15 protein-coding genes and 1 pseudogene are annotated in these 18,274 nt (G+C 69.0%); 9 read left to right on the top strand and 7 right to left on the bottom strand.

The genetic code is table 11. The features are described 5' to 3' along the window. Positions 1 to 3 precede the first annotated feature (3 nt). Positions 4 to 362, top strand: a pseudogene (locus DT057_RS13245) (integrase core domain-containing protein); the annotation flags it as partial. Positions 363 to 480: 118 nt separating this feature from the next. On the opposite strand, the gene DT057_RS13240 reads toward DT057_RS13245, so the two are convergent. Then, positions 481 to 1,583 (bottom strand): IS3 family transposase gene (locus DT057_RS13240; RefSeq protein WP_128562578.1). Its coding sequence is split into 2 segments (ribosomal slippage): positions 481 to 1,322 and positions 1,322 to 1,583, totalling 1,104 coding nucleotides; the frame shifts between segments, so codons are not numbered across the junction. Positions 1,584 to 2,325: 742 nt separating this feature from the next. Next, a complete protein-coding gene (locus DT057_RS13235) occupies positions 2,326 to 2,616 on the bottom strand; it encodes a DUF6691 family protein (protein ID WP_128562577.1) in 291 nt (96 codons plus the stop codon). A gap of 571 nt (positions 2,617 to 3,187) precedes the next feature. Between DT057_RS13235 and DT057_RS13230 the strand changes: the two genes are divergently transcribed. Then, positions 3,188 to 4,180, top strand: coding sequence for an AraC family transcriptional regulator (locus DT057_RS13230; RefSeq protein ID WP_244937375.1), 993 nt, complete (start codon positions 3,188 to 3,190; stop codon positions 4,178 to 4,180). Positions 4,181 to 4,357: 177 nt separating this feature from the next. Further along, positions 4,358 to 4,786: a hypothetical protein gene (locus DT057_RS13225; protein ID WP_128562575.1), complete on the top strand. Its 429-nt coding sequence runs from the start codon at positions 4,358 to 4,360 to the stop codon at positions 4,784 to 4,786. A gap of 47 nt (positions 4,787 to 4,833) precedes the next feature. On the opposite strand, the gene DT057_RS13220 is transcribed toward DT057_RS13225, so the two are convergent. Then, positions 4,834 to 5,073 (bottom strand): hypothetical protein, encoded by a 240-nt coding sequence (locus DT057_RS13220; protein ID WP_128562574.1) that lies wholly within the window; start codon positions 5,071 to 5,073, stop codon positions 4,834 to 4,836. A 624-nt stretch (positions 5,074 to 5,697) separates the two neighbouring features. Here DT057_RS13220 and DT057_RS13215 point away from each other — a divergent pair. The 6 genes from DT057_RS13215 (at position 5,698) to atpC (ending at position 12,127) form a co-directional block, all read left to right on the top strand. After that, a complete protein-coding gene (locus DT057_RS13215; RefSeq protein WP_128562573.1) occupies positions 5,698 to 6,681 on the top strand; it encodes a phosphate acetyltransferase in 984 nt (327 codons plus the stop codon). 4 nt (positions 6,682 to 6,685) lie between these two features. Continuing rightward, positions 6,686 to 7,876 carry an acetate/propionate family kinase gene (locus DT057_RS13210; RefSeq protein WP_128562572.1) on the top strand — a complete coding sequence of 397 codons (1,191 nt, stop codon included), beginning with the start codon at positions 6,686 to 6,688 and terminating at the stop codon, positions 7,874 to 7,876. A gap of 139 nt (positions 7,877 to 8,015) precedes the next feature. Continuing rightward, positions 8,016 to 8,519, top strand: a complete 504-nt coding sequence (locus DT057_RS13205; protein WP_128562571.1) for a hypothetical protein — start codon at positions 8,016 to 8,018, stop codon at positions 8,517 to 8,519. A gap of 42 nt (positions 8,520 to 8,561) precedes the next feature. Further along, positions 8,562 to 10,898, top strand: coding sequence for a DUF3141 domain-containing protein (locus DT057_RS13200; RefSeq protein ID WP_128562570.1), 2,337 nt, complete (start codon positions 8,562 to 8,564; stop codon positions 10,896 to 10,898). A gap of 3 nt (positions 10,899 to 10,901) precedes the next feature. Beyond that, positions 10,902 to 11,684, top strand: a complete 783-nt coding sequence (gene fabI, locus DT057_RS13195) for an enoyl-ACP reductase FabI (protein WP_128562569.1) — start codon at positions 10,902 to 10,904, stop codon at positions 11,682 to 11,684. A gap of 41 nt (positions 11,685 to 11,725) precedes the next feature. After that, positions 11,726 to 12,127: an ATP synthase F1 subunit epsilon gene (gene atpC, locus DT057_RS13190; RefSeq protein ID WP_128562568.1), complete on the top strand. Its 402-nt coding sequence runs from the start codon at positions 11,726 to 11,728 to the stop codon at positions 12,125 to 12,127. A gap of 7 nt (positions 12,128 to 12,134) precedes the next feature. Here the strand turns inward: atpC and ppk2 are convergent, their stop codons facing one another. From ppk2 to DT057_RS13170, 4 genes are all read right to left on the bottom strand, one after another. Then, on the bottom strand, positions 12,135 to 12,977 hold the full coding sequence (gene ppk2, locus DT057_RS13185) for a polyphosphate kinase 2 (RefSeq protein WP_128562567.1): 843 nt from the start codon (positions 12,975 to 12,977) through the stop codon (positions 12,135 to 12,137). A gap of 42 nt (positions 12,978 to 13,019) precedes the next feature. Further along, positions 13,020 to 16,211, bottom strand: coding sequence for an efflux RND transporter permease subunit (locus DT057_RS13180; protein WP_128562566.1), 3,192 nt, complete (start codon positions 16,209 to 16,211; stop codon positions 13,020 to 13,022). A gap of 4 nt (positions 16,212 to 16,215) precedes the next feature. Next, the gene (locus tag DT057_RS13175) at positions 16,216 to 17,364 is read right to left on the bottom strand and encodes an efflux RND transporter periplasmic adaptor subunit (protein ID WP_128562565.1); all 1,149 of its coding nucleotides are present in this window, start codon (positions 17,362 to 17,364) and stop codon (positions 16,216 to 16,218) included. Between the two features lie 287 nt (positions 17,365 to 17,651). Next, positions 17,652 to 18,274, bottom strand: a 623-nt coding sequence (locus DT057_RS13170; RefSeq protein WP_128562564.1) for an IS3 family transposase, incomplete at its 5' end; no start/stop codon positions are given.

Here is an 18,274-nt window from a genome sequence, read left to right as displayed (position 1 = left end):
CGGCTGCATGAGCGTCGTCCCGTCCAGGGCAGCGGGCTGGTGCATCACTCGGATCGCGGCTCGCAATATCTAGCTCTGCGCTACACAGAGCGCCTGGCCGGAGCGGGCATCGAGCCGTCGGTTGGCAGCGTCGGCGACAGCTACGACAACGCCCTGGCGGAGACGATCAACGGTTTGTTCAAGGCGGAGGTCATCCACCGACGAGGGCCGTGGTGCTCCTTCGAGGCGTCGAGTATGCCACACTGGAGTGGGTCGACTGGTACAACCACCGCCGCCTGCTCGCGCTGGTCGGTAACGTCCCTCCCGCCGAGGCCGAAGCGCGCTATCATGCCAACTTCGGCGGCCAGATCATGGCCGCCTGACCCAAGACAACAAGCCTCCGAAGAACCCGGGACGGTTCAGTCAGCCCTCATCTGAGTGGTCTGCCCTGAAGTATGGCTCTGAGCCGACCTGGTCCTGCCCCGGCTTGTGGTCCAAGGGCTATGCAAGTTCTCGGGCTGTGACAGCTTGGTTGGCGAAGGCTCGAGGCGTCAAGCCGCCCAGGGCTGTGTCAGGTCGGTCTTCGTTGGAGTGGCACCTCCCTTCCTCGATGCGCGCACGGGCATCAGCGAGCGACAAGAACCACGACGCGTTCAGACACTCTGCCCGTAAGCGGCCGTTAAAGGCCTCGATGTAGGCGTTGTCCGTCGGTTTTCCGGGCCGAGAGAAGTCGAGCTTCACTCCATCCAGGTAGGCCCACTGATCCAGCATACGACCGGCAAAGTCCGGCCCATTGTCCACCCGCAGGCTATTGGGTCTCCCGCGGAGCCGAACCAGCGCGTCGAGAACCTCCACCACCTGGTAGGCGCGGAAGGTGGCTCTCGGTGACAGCGAGAGCGCCTCTCGCGTGTGGCAGTCCACCACGGTCAGGATCCGGAACGGACGTCCGTCAAAGAGGCCATCGGACATGAAGTCCATCTCCCAGACCTCGTTGGGACCGCCGATCGCGGGCCGCCCTTGCCGGTAGCGCCAGGCTCGCTTGCGCTTGGGCAGCTTGCGCCGGATCGACAGCCCCTCGTCCCGGTAGAGCCGGTAGGTGCGCTTGTGGTTCAAGATCCAGCCCTCCCGCCGCAACAGGACGTGCAGTCGCCGGTAGCCGTAGCGCACCCGCGCAGCTGCCAACTCCTTGAGTCGCATGCGCAACGCGACCTGTGGATCCGAGCGCGTCCTGTAGCGCTGGGACGAACGGCCGAAGCCGGTGGCCTGGCAGGCCCGCCGCTCGCTGATGCCGTGGGTCACCTGCAGGTGACCGACGACCTCACGACGAACGGCGGGCCTCACCACTTTCGCTTGAGCACGTCCTGCAGCATCGAGCGATCCAGCGTCAGGTCGGCGACCAACCGTTTGAGCTTACTGTTCTCGTCCTCTAATTGCTTCAGGCGTCGGATCTCCGGCACGCCCATGCCGACGAACTGCTTCTTCCACCGGTAAAAGGTCGGCTCGGACACGCCCATCTTCCGGCAGACCTCATCCACCGTTGCACCGTTCTCCGCCTGTCGGAGAGCGAAGGCGATCTGTTCGTTCGTGAAGCGTTTGCGAGGCATGGCATCCACCCTCCTTCAGGGTTCAGGATGCCCGAAAAACTTGCGCTCGGCGCGGACCAGTTCGCCGGGGCAGGGTCATTGATTGGATGCTGCGAATGGAATTGGCGTGGACTTTCCATTGGCATCGGCAAAAATGCGCGATTGTGCTCAAAAAACTCTGACTGCAACCGGAACGGTACTCCAGTCCAAGCTGCGCAGGGTAGAATATCCTACATGCGTTCGCGCAATTGGGCGAAAATCCGGGCATACAACGGCAGGTCGGAGATAAAAACTCCTTTTATTAGGTCGTTAGATCGAGCCAGAGACATGGCATCTGATTTTTTTAATAGCATACGCCACTTTCTGACTTTCGCAGTCGATTGAGGGAAAGTCTTTTATCGCAGCAAGTTCTAGTAAAACGTGCAGCCCGTATCACTCCGACGGCTCCGACTTCCTCCTGTGAACGCGCCTATTGAGGAACTAGCATCCATTAGGGTCGAAAGCGCAAAGCCTCAACTCGAAAAACGAAGGCCGGCGCTTGCTTGGTGGCGGTTCGGAAAGTAGAGATCGTAGCGCAGAAGGGGCGGGCTCCAAGGCTCCAGGAACCAAACGAGCTCGCCGGTTTTCAGAAAATTCTACACCTGCCCGCACGGCAGGTAGGCGACTCCGAACCCGTCAAGTCCGCCCGTAAAATCATGCCGACGGTGGTGGAGACACTCTCCTTTTTCGGCGACCTTTACTCAAGATCGAGGCAAACAAGTGATCAGTGATACGCTTTTACAACGTCGCGGAGCCGGGCATGGCTCAGGAGCGCCTGGGCGCTCATGCCGACGAGCGTGGCGAGCACGAACACTGCGACCTGCGCCGGCCCGGTCGAGATCGACGCCGCGGCCGGGCCCGGGCGGGGGCCCGAGGGAGCCCAGCCGATCGTGAACAGGGCCGCGCCGCCGAGCACGGCGATCAGGCTCGGATCCGCGGCGCCCGCCACGCTGAGGAAGCCCAGCACTCGGACCAGGTCGGGCATCTCCGACAGCGACGGGCCGAGTCCGCACATCAGGCCGGCGACGCCTTCTGCCAGAGGCTGACGCGATGCTGGCGCTTAAGAGCGTGACCTCGCGCTTCGCAATGCAGACCGTGGATTTGACCGGTGCTCTCCCGCTCCCGGCCCCTACGGCCCGCCGGCGGCCGCTCACCCGCCGATTGCGGCGAGTCGGATTCGCGCCGCCCCGGATGGGACCCGGGGTGCCGGTAGGCGGTCGCCGCGACCAGACCGCAACCCGGTGGCGCGAATTGGCAGCGGAATGATAGCTTCACACTTAAACGCCGGCGCGCTTCTCAGTGTCAATATGGTCGCGAGCAAACTAATATAGATAAATAACCCCTGTTTAACTGCCTTCAGATCGATCCGCGTTGCCAGCTTATCTTTTCCATGATCTAAGGCGTTTTGCTGACCCAGCAAGACGGGAGGCAGGATCATGCCCTCCTCGGATTCTCCCGAACACAGTCAGTCTACCCGCCTAGCGGAAATAGATAAAATCCCTTGCCGTTTAGTTCATCCCATTCCGCTCGGATTCGTTCATTTTTGTGCCGTTCAGGCGATACACGAGATTCTGATAGAACGTGATGTGGATCCGAAATTTATCTTCCAGAAAGCGGGGATCAGCACGCAGTTTTGGGAGAATTTCGATGTCGTTCCATTGACGGTGTTGGGCCGGTTGACGGCCCTCGCGGCCGACCACACGCGGTGCTCCCATTTCGGGCTCCTCGTCGGTCAACGCGCGACCCTCGCCTCGCTCGGCGTGATCGGGGCGCTGATGCGCAACTCGGAGACGGTAGGCGACGCACTCCGCGCCCTGGTGAGGCACCATGGCATCCTGAATCGCGGCGCGGTGGTGGAGATGTTGAGCGGCGACCACATCGTGGCCGTGAGCTACGTCCCGTACGAGCCCGACGCCGAGGGCGCCGCCCTCCACTGCGAGCGGGCGCTCGCGGCGCTGACCAAGGTGCTGTGGTCCCTGTGCGGCTCCGACTGGACTCCGGAGGCGGTGCTGCTGCCGCGGCTGCAGCCGCCGGACACGACGCCCTACACGGGCTTCTTCCGTGCGCCCGTCCAGTTCGAGCAGGAGACCGCGACCCTGCTGCTCCCGTCCTGGCTCCTGACCAGGTCCATCGAGGGCGCCGAACCCCGCGTCCGAACGGTCGTGGAGCGACGCATCCGGCAGATTGAGGACGAATATCCTCCCGACCTGATCGACGAGATCCGGCGGCGCATGCGCACGGCGGGAATCCGGATGTGGACCAACGCGAAGCAGGTTGCGCGCCAGATGGAAATCAACCGGCGCACGCTGAGCCGCCGCCTGAAGGCCGAGGGCACGAGCTTCAGGCTGGTCGCGAGCCAGCTGCGGCTCGGTATCGCCAAGCAGCTGCTGGCCGACACCAACATGAGCCTGGCACTGATCTCTGCCGCGCTGGAATTTTCGGAGCCGGCCGCCTTCACCCACGCCTTCCGGCGCTGGACGGGCACGACGCCGAGCGCGTGGCGAAAGGAGCGCCGGCCGGACCACGCGACGCCAGGTCCAAGCGCGGCCTGGGGCGGAAGCGGGGTCGCAGATCGATGATCCCACCGAACGGCCAGCGATGATCCGCCGCGTCCCGCCCGCCGCCGCGCCCGCTCCGTTCGAGACGGCCGCGGCTCAGGGCTCTGGCTTTGGCGGGTCGCCCGCGAGGAGCCGGAATCTGCCTCGCCGGACCATGCGCGGGCATCGTCAAAGGCGCAGGCTCGTGGAGAGGGCGACATGGGACTAGCTAAGGTTGTCGGCGCTGTCGGGCTCGGCGTGGGCCTTGCCGCCTCGATCGGGGTGGCGGACGCGCCGGCGGCGCAGGCCGGCCTGTCGGGCTACCAAGGGGCCTGGGTGCTGAGCGGGCGCGACTGCGCGTCGGTGTACTCGTCCGCCGGGAAAGGAACGTCGTTCAAGAAGCCGATCGACATCTTCGCTCCCGCCTTCGTCGTCGCCGGCAACCGCCTGCGGACCCCGATGGCCTTATGCCGCATCGCGTCAGTCCGCCCGGCCAGCGACCGTCAGATCCTCGTCCTCAATTGCGCGAACTCGGTGGCGGCCAACGAAGTCAAGGTCATCATGGCGACCATGCCGAACGGTATCCTGAAGCGATACTACAGCGAGCAGGACTCGACAGGCGTCGATTACCAGCGTTGCTCGCAGTAGCGGCCGGCCGCCGGAACCCACCCCGCGCGGAGCGGCTCCGCCTCGGGTCATCGCCGGGCGGAGGCCGGCGGCGAGACCGGCTTAGCCCGATCCGGGAAGATCACGCCGGCGTCGCGGATGAACAGGGCGCGCAGCTTGTCCCAGAAGCTGCCGCCCAGCACGAAGACGCTGGCCACCTGCGTGATGTCCATCAGAGCATCGACCCAGACCCGATTCTTGATGAGATCCGGCGCGATCTGGCCGGCATAGCGTTCGAGGAAGCCTTGGAGGATCGGCACGCAGAACATAACGAGGCCGATCCTGTGCCGCGTGGGCCCGACCTAGTCTGGGGGGCGATCCGGCTGAACAGCCACCGCCTTAGGAACGCGAAGCCGGGCTTGCCCAGGACGGCGACGGTGCCGACGAACAGCACCTTCTGGAGGATAACCCCGGCGCCGACGAGGCTCGCCACCGTCGCCACGGGAAGGCCATAGGCGACGACGGGGACCAGCAGGCCGTAGGGGATGAGGGTCAGCGGGAAGAGCAGGAGGCCGAGTCTCAGGCGCCACCCCGTCGGCAGGGCCGCGTCGGTCGGAGTGCCGTCGGTCGCCATGCCCACCTCCTGCGACGTTGCCCCGCAGGAAAGCACCTTGCGCGGGCACTGCCATCTATCCTCGCACGCCGGGGCGCCGCCCAGAGGCTCTCGAGGCGTCGTGCTTCGGACCCGCGCGATGGATAGGCTGTCCCGTCCGATCAAGCTTCGGGGTCACGGTTGCAGCAGACTGCGGCACGTAACCGACACAACCCGACAAGGCCGCACCCCGGAAGGCGAGCGCAGATTCAGCGTAACTCGTTCTAGTTCGGTTGATCGTCGCCCGATCGGGCTTCGCCCGCGGCGTCCGCTTTCCTTCCAGCTGTCAGGAGAGGTGATCGTGCCGAGTTCGACACTCAAGCCGGCCCAGGACGAACCTCGCGAGCTCAGGGGGCACGAGAAGTACCACCGCCTGATCGCGGCGGCCCGGGCGCTGCCGCGGCTGAGGGTGGCCGTGGTCCACCCCTGCGACGAGGCCGCTCTCGGGGCCGCTCTGGAGGCCGTCGAGCTCGGGATCGTCGAACCGATCCTCGTGGGTCCGCGCGGGAAGATCGCCGAGGCCGCCGCCGCGCTCGGCGCCGACATCGCGCCCTACTGCCTCGTCGAGGCCGCTCACAGCCACGCCGCCGCCGAGGCGGCCGTCGCCCGCGTCGCCGCCGGCGAGGCCGAGGCGCTGATGAAGGGCAGCCTCCACACCGACGAGCTGATGGCCGCGGTGGTGCGCCGGGACGGCGGGCTGCGGACCGCCCGCCGGGTCAGCCACTGCTTCGTCATGGACGTGCCGAGCCACGACGTGCCGTTGATCATCACGGACGCGGCCGTCAACATCGCCCCATCGCTGGAGGAGAAGCGGGACATCGTCCAGAACGCCGTCGATCTCGCCCACGCCCTCGGAGTCGAGACGGTCCGGGTCGCCATCGTGTCGGCGATGGAGACGGTCAACCCGAAGGTGCCCTCGACCCTTGACGCAGCGGCACTCTGCAAGATGGCCGATCGCGGCCAGATCACCGGCGCCGTCCTCGACGGGCCGCTCGCCCTCGACAACGCCATCGATCTCGGCGCAGCACGGATCAAGAAGATCCGCTCGCCCGTAGCCGGCCAGGCCAACGTCCTCGTGGTCCCGGACCTCGAGGCCGGCAACGTGCTGGCCAAGAGCTTGACATTCCTGGCCGACGCGGACGGCGCCGGGATCGTGCTCGGGGCCCGGGTCCCGATCATCCTGACGAGCCGGGCCGACTCGCGGCTGACGCGGCTGGCCTCCTGCGCGGTGGCCTCCCTGTTCGCGGCAGCGAAGCGGGCGCAGGGCTCGCTGCCGGAGGTCTAGCGGGATGACGCCCGTCTGCCTCGTCCTCAACGCCGGCTCGTCGAGCCTCAAGTTCCAGGTCTTCGCGCTCGACGGCGCCGGCGACCCACGCCGCGTCTTCCGGGGCCTGTTCGAGGGGCTCGGCGGCGCGCCCCACCTGCTGATCTGGGACGGCGCCGGCGCCGCGGAGGCCGACGCGACGTTCGACGAGGGGTTCGGCCACGAGGAGGCGCTCCTGCACGTGGCGGCCTGGCTGCGCGAGCACGGCAGCGGCCTCGCGCTCGTCGCCGCCGGCCACCGGGTCGTCCACGGCGGCATGGCCTACGCTGCCCCGACGCGCGTGGACAATGCGGTGCTCGGGGCCTTGGAGCGCCTGGTGCCGCTGGCGCCGCTCCACCAGCCCCACAACCTGGAGCCGATCCGGATCATCCGGCGACGTTTCCCGGACCTGCCCCAGGTCGCCTGCTTCGACACGGCCTTCCACCGCGACCAGCCGGAGCTCGCGCAGCTCTTCGCGCTGCCGCGCGCGATGACCGAGGCGGGCGTGCGGCGCTACGGGTTCCACGGCCTGTCCTACGCCTACATCGCCTCGGTCCTCGCCGACACCGACCCCGCCCTAGCCGCCGGGCGCGTCGTGGTGGCCCATCTCGGCAACGGCGCCAGCCTGTGCGCGCTCCGGGCCGGCCGGAGCGTCGCGACCACCATGGGCTTCTCGGCCCTCGACGGCCTGCCCATGGGCACGCGGTGCGGCAGCCTCGACGCCGGGGTGGTGTTCTACATGCTGCGGGAGATGAGGCTCGATGCCGACGAGGCCGAGCGGATCCTCTACACTCGGTCGGGGCTGCTCGGCATCTCGGGTCTCTCCAACGACATGCGCGAGCTGCGCATGCGCGCCGCCGCCGATCCAGACGCGCGGCGCGCAATCGACCTGTTCGTCTACCGCATCGGCCGCGAGCTCGGCTCGCTGGTCGCCGCGCTCAGCGGCATCGACGCCCTGATCTTCACGGGCGGCATCGGCGAGAACGACGCGGCCACCCGGGCCGAGGTCTTGCGCGGGGCCGCCTGGGCCGGCTTCACCCTCGACGAGGCCGCCAACGCTTCCGGCGGCCCACGGGTGACGACAGGCGCCAGCCCTGCCGCCTGGGTCGTCCCGACCGACGAGGAGCTGATGATCGCGCGCGGCACGCGCGCGGCACTGAGCGAGGCCCAGTGCTGAGCATCATTCCGCCGGGCTGATCGTACGGTGCCGGAGTCGTCACCGGTTCGACTGCCAAAATGATGCGAAAACATAAAGATGAGCAGAACTGCACGAGGCGGTTCTGCTTACCCCGCCCAGCGACCACAAGGAGCTCGCCATGGAAGCCGTGAAGACGAAGCCGCTCGCCGACCTCGAACTCGGCGATGAGACATTCATGTCGGCCGCGGAGCTCGGCGACTATATGGCCAAGCTCAGGGCCGCGAATGCCATGAAAGACTTCCAGTCTCTCGACCGCAACGACAAGGCGCGGGTCGAGCTTATCAAGACCCTGTCGGTCCCGATCGACGTCACGCCCGAGAAGGTGCACGAGATCACGCAGTCGCTCCTGCACAAGCTCCGCATCGCCGCCGAGCAGGGCAAGAACGAGCTGATGGTGATGCGCTTCCCGAACGTGATGTGCGCGGATCACGGCCGGGCCATCAACAATGCCGAGACGGGCTGGCCCGAGACCCTGCGGGGCCGCCCGCGCCAAGCCTACGAGTTCTGGCGCGACCGGCTTCACCCGGCCGGCTACGGCCTGAACGCCATGATCGTGGACTGGCCGGACGGCATGCCGGGCGACGTGGGCTTCTTCCTCACCTGGGAGAAGCCACGCAGCTGACCGCGCCTCCAGGCCCAGGGCATCCCATCAGGACATCCCACCATGACGAGCGCCCCGAACACTGATCCGCCCCGGGCCCCCGAGAGCCTGTCCCCGCTGGCACTCCAGGTGCGCCTCGCGCAGGTCCTCCAAGGCCGCTGCCTGTCGGCCGCGCAAACCTACTTCGACGCCGTGGGCGCGGCCAACGCGGCGTGGCTCGAGGCGGCCCGCCCCCGGCCGGCCGCAGCGGCCCTGGGCGACGCGTTCGCCTACTGGACCGACTTCGCGCAGCGCTCGGTCCTGTTCTGGGACACGCTCCGGAAGCGCGGCAACAACTGGCTGGCGCACGAGAAGGCCGGCAAGCCGCCGCTCCTGGCCTTCGGCTGGACCATGGAGGCGGATGCCCGCACCTTCGCGCGCCCGGTCAACTACGCCCTCGTGCGCGTCGAGGCCCCGCCCGGCACGCGGACCGACGCCGACAAGCGGCCCTACGTCATCATTGATCCCCGCGCCGGCCACGGGCCGGGGATCGGCGGGTTCAAGCCGGATTCGGAGGTAGGCGTCGCCCTGCGGGCCGGCCACCCGGTCTACGCGGTGATCTTCTTCCCCGATCCGGTCGAGGGGCAGGTGCTCGCCGACGTGGCGGCGGCCGAGGCCGCGTTCCTGCGCCTCGTCCGGGAACGCCACCCCACCCGCGGCAAGCCGGTGATCGTCGGCAACTGCCAGGGCGGCTGGGCCGCGATGCTGGTTGGGGCCCTCGATCCCGACTGCGCCGGTCCCATCGTGGTCAACGGCGCGCCGATGTCCTACTGGGCCGGCAACGACGCCGAGAACCCGATGCGCTACGCCGGCGGCATGCTCGGCGGAAGCTGGCCGGCCCTCCTCGCCAGCGACCTCGGCGGTGGCCGCTTCGACGGCGCCTACCTGGTCGACAACTTCGAGTACCTCAACCCGGCGAACACGTTCTTCAGCAAGAACTACAATCTCTTCGCGAAAATCGACACCGAGACGGAGCGCTACCTCGAATTCGAGCGCTGGTGGGGTGGCTACTTCCTGATGAACCGCGAGGAGATCAAGTGGATAATCGACAACCTGTTCGTCGGCAACAAACTGTCCGCCGGCGACGCCGAGTTCGCGCCCGGCCACGCCGTCGACCTGCGCGCCATCCGCTCCCCCATCATCCTGTTCGCCTCGCTCGGCGACAACATCACCCCGCCCCAGCAGGCCTTCAACTGGGTGGCCGACCTCTACCGCACGACGGAGGAGCTGAAGGCCAACGGGCAGGTTATCGTCGGCCTGATGCACCGAAGCATCGGCCACCTCGGCATCTTCGTCTCGGCCAGCGTGGCCCGGCGCGAGCACGCCCAGATCGTCGACCTGCTCGAGTACATCGAGCACCTCCCACCCGGCCTCTACGGCATGCAGGTCGAGGAGCAGCGCGTCGACGGCGTCGTTCGCTACGACGTCGTCCTGACGGAGCGGCAGGTCGAGGACCTGCAGGCGCTCCAAGCATACGCCCGCAAGGACGAGATCCCATTCGCGGCCGTCGACCAGGTGTCTGCGTTCAACGCCGCCCTGTACGAGGCGCTGGTCCACCCGGTCCTCGCCCCCCTCGTCCCGCCGGAGGCCGCCACCCTGGCGCGGGTGCTCCACCCGCTCCGGGCCCGGCGCTGGGCGATCTCGGACCTGAACCCGTTCCTGGCCCCGCTGAAGGGGTCGGCGGACCTCGTGCGGGCCCATCGCACGCCGCGCGACGAGGCCGGGTTGGGCGCCGCCACCGAGCGGCTGGTCGCGGCCGGCGTGACGGCCTCGTGGGACCTCTACCGGCAGCTGCGCGACGCGGGCGTCGAGACCCTGTTCTACAACACATACGGCCCGATGAGCCTCGCGATGGGCTCCGCGGCGGCCCGGCCCGAGGCGGCCGCTCCCGGCCTCGGCCGCGACGCCCCGGCTGTCCGCGAGGCTCTCTCGCGGATCGAGGAGGGCGGGTTCACCGAGGCGGTCGTGCGGGCAGCCCTGCTCGCCGCCCGGGCCAGCCGGAGCCCGCGGCGGCTGTCGACCTTCAAGCGCGTTCGCGAACTCGTCGGCCGCGACGTCGGCCTGCTCGACCTGCCGGCCGACGAGGCCCACCGGCTCGTCGAGCGGCAGGCTCACATCGTCGCCCATGAGCCGGAGCGGGCGCTCGAGACGCTGCCCGCGCTGCTCCGCACGGCCGAGGAGCGCCGCCGGCTGCTCGGCCTGCTCGGCCGGATCTTCGAGGCCGTCGACCTGAAGCCCGAGCAGCGCGCGCTCGTGCCGGCGTTCGAGCGCATCCTGGCCCCGGCGCCGGAGCCCGTCCGGGCCGCACCGTCGCAACGAACCGGGCGCGCGGAGCGGCGGGCCCGGGCCGTGGAGGGTTGACCCATGACGCAGATTCCCGACGGCCACGCGCTCTCCGGCAAGCGCGCCCTGGTGCTCGGCGTCGCCAACGAGCACTCGATTGCGTTCGGCTGCGCCCGGGTCTTCCGGCGCCTCGGGGCGGAGGTGGCCCTCACCTACCTGAACGAGAAGGCCAAGCCCTTTGTCGAGCCGCTGGCGCGGGAGCTCGAGGCCTCGATCTTCGCCCCCTGCGACGTCCAGAAGGAGGGCGAGCTCGACGCCGTCTTCCGGCAGGTGACCGAGACTTGGGGCAGCCTCGACATCGCCCTGCACTCGATCGCCTTCGCGCCCAGGGAGGATCTTCACGGCCGCCTCGTCGACAGCTCGTCGGAGGGGTTCAAGGTCGCCATGGACGTGTCCTGCCACTCCTTCATCCGCATGGCGCGCCTCGCCGCGCCGCTGATGCGGGACGGCGGCACGCTCCTCACCATGAGCTACCACGGCGCCGACAAGGTGGTGCCGAACTACAACCTGATGGGGCCCGTGAAGGCCGCGCTGGAGTGCGCGGTCCGCTACCTCGCCTACGAGCTGGGGGAGAGCGGCATCCGCGTACACGCCGTGTCACCCGGCCCCCTCAAGACCCGGGCGGCGGCGGGCCTCAAGGACTTCGACGTCCTCTTGACGGAGGCGGTCGCGCGGGCGCCCATCGGCGAGCTCGTCGACATCGACGACGTCGGCCTCACCGCGGCCTATCTGGCGACGCCCTACGCCGCCCGCCTGACCGGCATGACGGTCGACGTGGACGGCGGCCTCAGCATCATGGCCTGACCATCCTTCCCGCTTGATCCGAGCCCAGAGACGCACCCATCATGGCGACGCTCTTCGCCGAGCTGGTCTCCCTGGAGCGGATCGTCTTCGCGGAGGAGGTCCGCTCCGTGGTCCTCCAGAGCATCGAGGGGGACCTGACGGTCCTGCCGGGACACGCGCCGGCGGTGACCCTGCTGCATCCCGGCATCGTCTTCGCCACCGACGCCGCCGGGACGGGCCGCCGCGCCTTCGTGTGCGGCGGATTGGCGGAGATCATCGGAACCAAGGTCACCATCCTGGCCGAGCGGGTGCACCCCGTCGAGGAGGTGACCCCGGACCAGATCGACGAGGAGATCCTCCACCTCCAGATGCAGCGCGACGGCACGGCGGACGACGCAGTCCGCGCCCAGTTCGACGTGTCGATCGGCCGGCTGGAGGAGTACAAGGCGAGTCTCAGGTTCTGAGGCGGGCTCAATACGCGCCCGGGACGAAGCGCCGGTTCCGCAGCGTGTCGTCGTAGGCGCGCTCCTTCGAGCGCTTCGGAAGCTCGACTGTCTCGGTCTCCAGTTCCTTGTAGGGGACCAGGTGGAGCAGGTGTGCGATGCAGTTGAGGCGCGCCCTGCGCTTGTCGTCCGACACCACGACGTGCCAGGGCGACTCGTCGGTGTCGGTCGCCTCCAGCATCAGGTCGCGGGCTCGCGAGTAGTCGTACCAGCGCCGGTAGGATTCGAGGTCCATCGGGCTCAGCTTCCACTGGCGCAGGGGATCCTCGATCCGGGCCTGGAAGCGGCGCTTCTGCTCCTGCTTGCCGACCTCAAGCCAGAACTTGATGAGCTGGATGCCGCCGCCGATGATGAAGCGCTCGATCCGCGGGCACAGTTCGAGGAAGCGGCGCTGCTCGGCCTTGCTGCAGAAGCCCATCACGGCCTCGACGCCGGCCCGGTTGTACCAGCTGCGGTCGAAAATCACGATCTCGCCGGCGGCCGGGAAGTGCGCGATGTAGCGCTGGACGAACATCTGGGTCTTATCGCGGTCCGAGGGCGCCGGCAGCGCCACGACGCGGAAGACCCGGGGGCTGACCCGCTCGGTGATGGCCTTGATCGTGCCGCCCTTGCCGGCCGCGTCCCGGCCCTCGAACACCACGATGATGCGGGCGCCGGTCCGCTTGACCCAGTCCTGCAGGTGGCAGAGCTGGACCTGGAGCTTGTGCAGCTCCCGCTCGTAGTGCTTGCGCCCAAGCTTCGTCGTGCCCCCTGCCTCGTGCGGGTCGTCGTCGGGATCGGCGGTCGCCAGGCCCGGCTCGCTGTCGTGCATCGTCGTGCTCCTCCCTGATCGGCCCTGCGCCGGGCCATCGGGTCACTCAGCCGGCTGGTGCTCCGGCGTGTTGCGGGCGCCGTCGGGCGGCGGCTGCGCCGGCCGCCTCGCGTCCTTGCCGCCGAGGAGGCGCCAGGCGCTCTCGCGCAGGCCCTGGAACAGGACGTAGAGCGGCGGGATCACGAAGATGCCGAGGAAGGAGGCGGCGACCATGCCGCCGAAGACTGGCGTCCCCACGTTGCGCCGGGCGAGCTGGGAGGCGCCCACGGCGATCACCAGGGGCAGCAGGCCCAGGATGAAGGCGAAGGACGTCATCATCACGGGCCGGAAGCGCAGCCGGGCGCCCTCGGTGGCCGCCTCCCGGAGCGGGACGCCCTTCTCGCGCTGCTCCTTGGCGAACTCGACGATCAGGATGCCGTTCTTGGCCGCGAGCCCGATGAGCACCACCATGCCGATCTGGGCGTAGAGGTCGAGGGTGATGCGGCCGTACACCATGGCCGCGTAGGCGCCCGCGACGCCGACGATGACGGACAGCAGCACCGGCACCGGGATCGTCCAGCTCTCGTAGAGGCCGACCAGGAACAGGAACGCGAACAGGACCGCGAAGGCCAGGATGATGGCGGTCTTGCCCTCCGCGCGCTTCTCCTGGAAGGCCGTGTCGGTCCACTCGCCGGCGAAGCCCGACGGCAGGGTCCTGGCCGCGACGGCCTCCATGGCGGCGAGCGCCTGCCCGGACGAGACCCCCGGGGCGGGCGAGCCCTGCACCGTCACGGCGCGCAGGTTGTTGTAGCGGATGAGCGAGGGCGGTCCCACGATGATCCGGACTTCGGCCAGGCTCCGCAGCGGCACCATCTGGCCGTCCTTGTTGCGCACGTTGATGCGGTAGATGTCGTCGATCTTCGCCCGGTCGGCGGCCTCCGCCTGGACCTGCACCTGCCAGGTGCGGCCGAACAGGTTGATGTCGTTGACGTAGAACCCGCCGAGCGAGGCCTGCAGCGCCTGGAACACGGCGTCGAGCGGCACGCCCAGGATCTGGACCTTGTTGCGGTCGATGTCGAGGTAGACCGAAGGGTTCCCGGCCGAGAAGGTGCTGAAGATGCGGTCGAGCTGCGGCTCCTGGTTGGCCGCGACGACGAGGCCGCGCAGAACCTGTGCCAGCTCCTTCGAGTCGCCGCCGCGCAGGTCCTCCAGCACGTAGCTGAAGCCGCCGCCCGTGCCGAGGCCGATGATGGGAGGCGGCGCGAGCGGGACGACGCTCCCGCCCGGGATCTCGCGGAAGCGTTGCCCCAGCCGGGCGATGAGCGCGGCGGCGCCGTCCCTGGCGCCCTTGCGCTCCTCGAACGGCTTGAGGGTCACCACCAGGAAGGCGGCATTGCCCTGGGAGTAGTTGTCGATGAAGTTGAGGCCGATCACGGATGTGTAGTCCGCGACCGCGGGCTCCTCGCGCAGGATGGCCTCGGCCCGGGCCACGACCGCGGCGGTCCGCCCCACCGCCGCGCCCTCGGGCAGCTGCACGACGACGAAGAACGCGCCCTGGTCGTCCTCGGGCAGGAAGCCGGTCGGGGTGACCCGCGCGAGCTCGACCGTGCCGAAGGCCGCGACGGCCGTCAGGACGAGGCCGAGGAGCGAGAGCCGGACGATGCGCGCGACGGCGGCACCGTAGCCGTCGCGCACGCGATCGATGGACCGCATCACCACGCCCATGATGCCCCGGCGCGGCCCGTGGTGGGGCCGCAGCAGCACGCCGCACAGGGCCGGCGACAGGGTCAGCGCGTTGATGGCCGAGATCAGCATCGAGACGGCGACCGCTACGGCGAACTGGCGAAACAGCTCGCCCGAGATGCCCGGCACGAAGGCGACCGGCACGAACACCGAGAGCAGGACCAGCGTGATGGCGATGATCGGCGCCGTGATCTCGGCCATCGCCCGCTTGGTGGCCTCCCGGGGCGACAGCTCCGGGTGCTCCTCCATGACGCGCTCGACGTTCTCGACCACCACGATGGCGTCGTCGACCACGATGCCGATGGCGAGGACGAGGGCGAGCAGCGAGACCGAGTTCGCCGAGTAGCCGACCGCCTTCAGGGCGATGAAGGTGCCGACGAGGCTGACCGGGACGGCGAGCGTCGGGATGAGCGTGGCGCGCACGGAGCCCAGGAACAGGAACACCACGACGACGACGAGCACGAAGGCCTCGACGAGGGTCTTCTGCACCTCGTGCACGGTCTCGGTGATGAAGGCCGTGGGGTCGTAGGTGACCTTCCACTCCAGCCCCTCCGGAAAGGCTCGTGCCAGCGCGGCGACCCGCGCCTTGACCTCCTCGAGGGTCGCGAGGGCGTTCGCGCCAGGCGACTGGTAGATCGCCACGACCGTGGCCGGGCTGCCGTTCAGGCGCGTCTCGCGGTCGAGGCTGGCGGCGCCGAGCTCGACCCGGGCGACGTCGCCGAGCCGCAGCAGCGAGCCGTCGGCGTTCGTGCGCAGGACCACGTTGCGGAACTGGTCGGCCGAGGTCAGGCGACCCTGGGTTTGGATGCTGAGCTGGAGCTGCTGCTCGTCGGAGATCGGGCGGGCGCCGATGCGCCCCACGGGGGCCTGGACGTTCTGGGCCCGGATCGCCGCGATCACGTCGCCCGTGGTGAGGTTCAGGCCGGTGAGCTGGTCCGTGCGCACCCAGGCCCGCATGGCGTAGTCCTGCGGTCCCCACAGCGTCGCGTCGCCGACGCCCGGCGTACTCCTGATCCGATCAAGCAGGTTGATGGTCACATAGTTCGAGATGAACAGCGGGTCCTGAATCGCCTTGGGGGAGGAGACCGCCAGCACGCCCAGCAGGGCGGACGACTTCTTCTTGACCGTGACGCCCTGCCGGCGGACGTCCTCGGGCAGCTTCGCGAGCGCGATCTGGACGCGGTTGTTGACGTTGACGGCGTTGATGTCCGGGTCGGTGCCGAGCTCGAACGAGGCGGTGAGCGTGTAGCTGCCGTCGTTGCCGCTCACACTCTTCATGTAGATCATCTTGTCGACGCCCACGACCTGCGACTCGATCGGCTGGGCGACGGTTGATTCCACCACCTCGGCGGCAGCGCCAGGATAGGTCGCCGTCACCGAGACCTGGGGCGGCACGATGTCCGGGTACTGCGCCACCGGGATGGTGAGAAGGGCCAGCGCGCCCGCGATGGAGATCACGATGGCGATGACCACCGCGAGGCGCGGCCGGTCGACGAAGATGGCGGAGAGCATGGGCTCAGGTCCTGCCGGCCGCGGGGCCGGCCGGGGCGGCCCGCACGGGCATGCCCGGTCGCACGCGCTGCAACCCCTCGACGACGACGAGCTCGCCGCCCGAGAGCCCCTCTTCCACGACGACGTCCTGGCCGGTGCCGCCGGCCGCCGGCCTGATCCGCCGCATGGCGGCCCGGCCGTCCTCGACCACGAACACGTACACGCCGCCCTGGTCGGCGATGAGCGCGGCCTGGGGCACGACCACCTTCTGCTCCGGCGCGCCGGCCTGGATCGCCACCTGGACGAGCTGCCCGTCGCGCAGCGCGCCCGCCGGGTTCGGCATGGTGGCACGCACCACGACCGTGTCGGTGGCCCGGTCGACGCTGATGTTGACGAAGTTGAGCCGCCCGACCTGGCCGTAGGTCGACCCGTCGGAGAAGCGGATCCGGACCGCGACCTTGCTGCGGTCGGGGCGCTCGCCGGCCTGCTCGTAGCGCAGGAACTCGCGCTGGCTCACCGGGAAGGTGACATAGATTGGGTCCTGGCTGACGATGGTGGTGAGGATTCCGCTGTCCGGGCCCACGACGTTGCCCTTCGTCAGGCTCGTGCGCCCGATCCGGCCGGCGATCGGCGCCAGGATCTGGGTGTAGGCGAGGTTGATGCGCGCGGTCTGCAGGCTGGCCTCGTCGCCGGTGACGGCCCCCTTCGCCTGGTCGAGAGCGGCGCGCGCCTGGTCGCGGGCCACCACGGTCCCGGAGTTCCTGTCGAGCAGCTCCTGCGCGCGCTGGAGCTGGATGGCCGCCAGGGCCTGGGCGGCCCGGCTGCGCTCGAGCGCGCCCTCGGTCTGCTTGACCGCGGCCTCGAAGAGGTCGGGCTCGATCCGGTAGAGCGGCGCTCCCTCCTTGATCGGGTCGCCCTCCTTGAACAGGACAGCCTCAAGGTAGCCGGTGACCCGGGCGCGGATGTCGACCCGGCTCACGGCCTCGACGCGCCCGACGAAGTCGAGGGCCTGGTCGACGGCCTCGCGCCGGGCCGCGACCGTCCCGACCGGGAGGGCAGTGGCAGGGTCCGGCTCGGCCCGCGCGGGGAGCGCGAGCGCGGCGACCAGCAGGATCGCGCAGCAGGGGTAACGGAGGCGGCGTACGTTGCGAAGCTGGATCGGGCCTTTGCGCATCGCGTCTCTCCCCGCGGCGAGGCTCGTGAACCCCGTCGCTCCGGCAGCCTGGCCGGCTCTCCGCAGGCGTCCGCTTCCCCGCCCAGGGACGCCGGCACCCTGACCTTAGAGGCGGAGCCACGTGTGCCGCTTGATCGCACAGGACAGCCGCCCAAGATGGCTGTGCCGGTGAGTGCTCCCACAGCCCGCCGCTCACATCGGCCCCGTGACGGCCTCGATCCGCGCCGAGCGCACCGCAGACCTGAACCAGGAGCGGGTGATGTTGACCCGCTCTCGTGGAGTGGTGATCAGATTGCGGGCGATGGGTCCGTCAGCATCTCCTTCTCGTCGCTGACCGGCGAGCGGTAGCCGAGAGCGGAGTGGCGTCGAAGCGGATTGTCGAAGCCCTCCACGAAGGTGAAGACGGCCATTCGGGCCTGAGCTTGTGAAGCGAAGCGCCGGCGGTCGAGCAGTTCGCATTCAAGGGTCGCGAAGAAGCTCTCAGCCATGGCGTTGTCGCAGGCATCGCCGACCGAGCCCATCGAGGGCCGAACACAGGCTCCCCGGCAGCGGTTGCCGAAGGCGAGAGCGGTGTACTGACTTCCCTGGTCGGTAGGGTGGATGACGACGCTCCGTTTACGCTGGCCGATCGCCATCTCCAGGGCGTCGAGCACGAGCGCGGTTCGCAGATGGTTCGCCATCGCCCACGCCACAATCCGCCGGCTCCAGGCATCGAGGACCACGGCGAGGTAGAGGAAGCCGGCGGCGGTCGGCACATGGGTGATGTCGCCGACCCAGAGCTGGTCGGGACCTTCGGCTCGGAAGTTGCGGTCCACGAGGTCGGGGGCCGGCCGGGCTTCCTTGTCGCGCCGGGTGGTGGTGATGCGGCCTCGCCGCCGGCTAGGCTGTGTGGACTCTTGGGGTTCACAAG

The sequence above is a fragment of the Methylobacterium crusticola genome (assembly GCF_003574465.1).
GTDB lineage: Bacteria > Pseudomonadota > Alphaproteobacteria > Rhizobiales > Beijerinckiaceae > Methylobacterium > Methylobacterium crusticola.
Note: the sequence above shows the minus strand (reverse complement) of the source record. Positions and strands in the feature narration are given on the sequence as shown.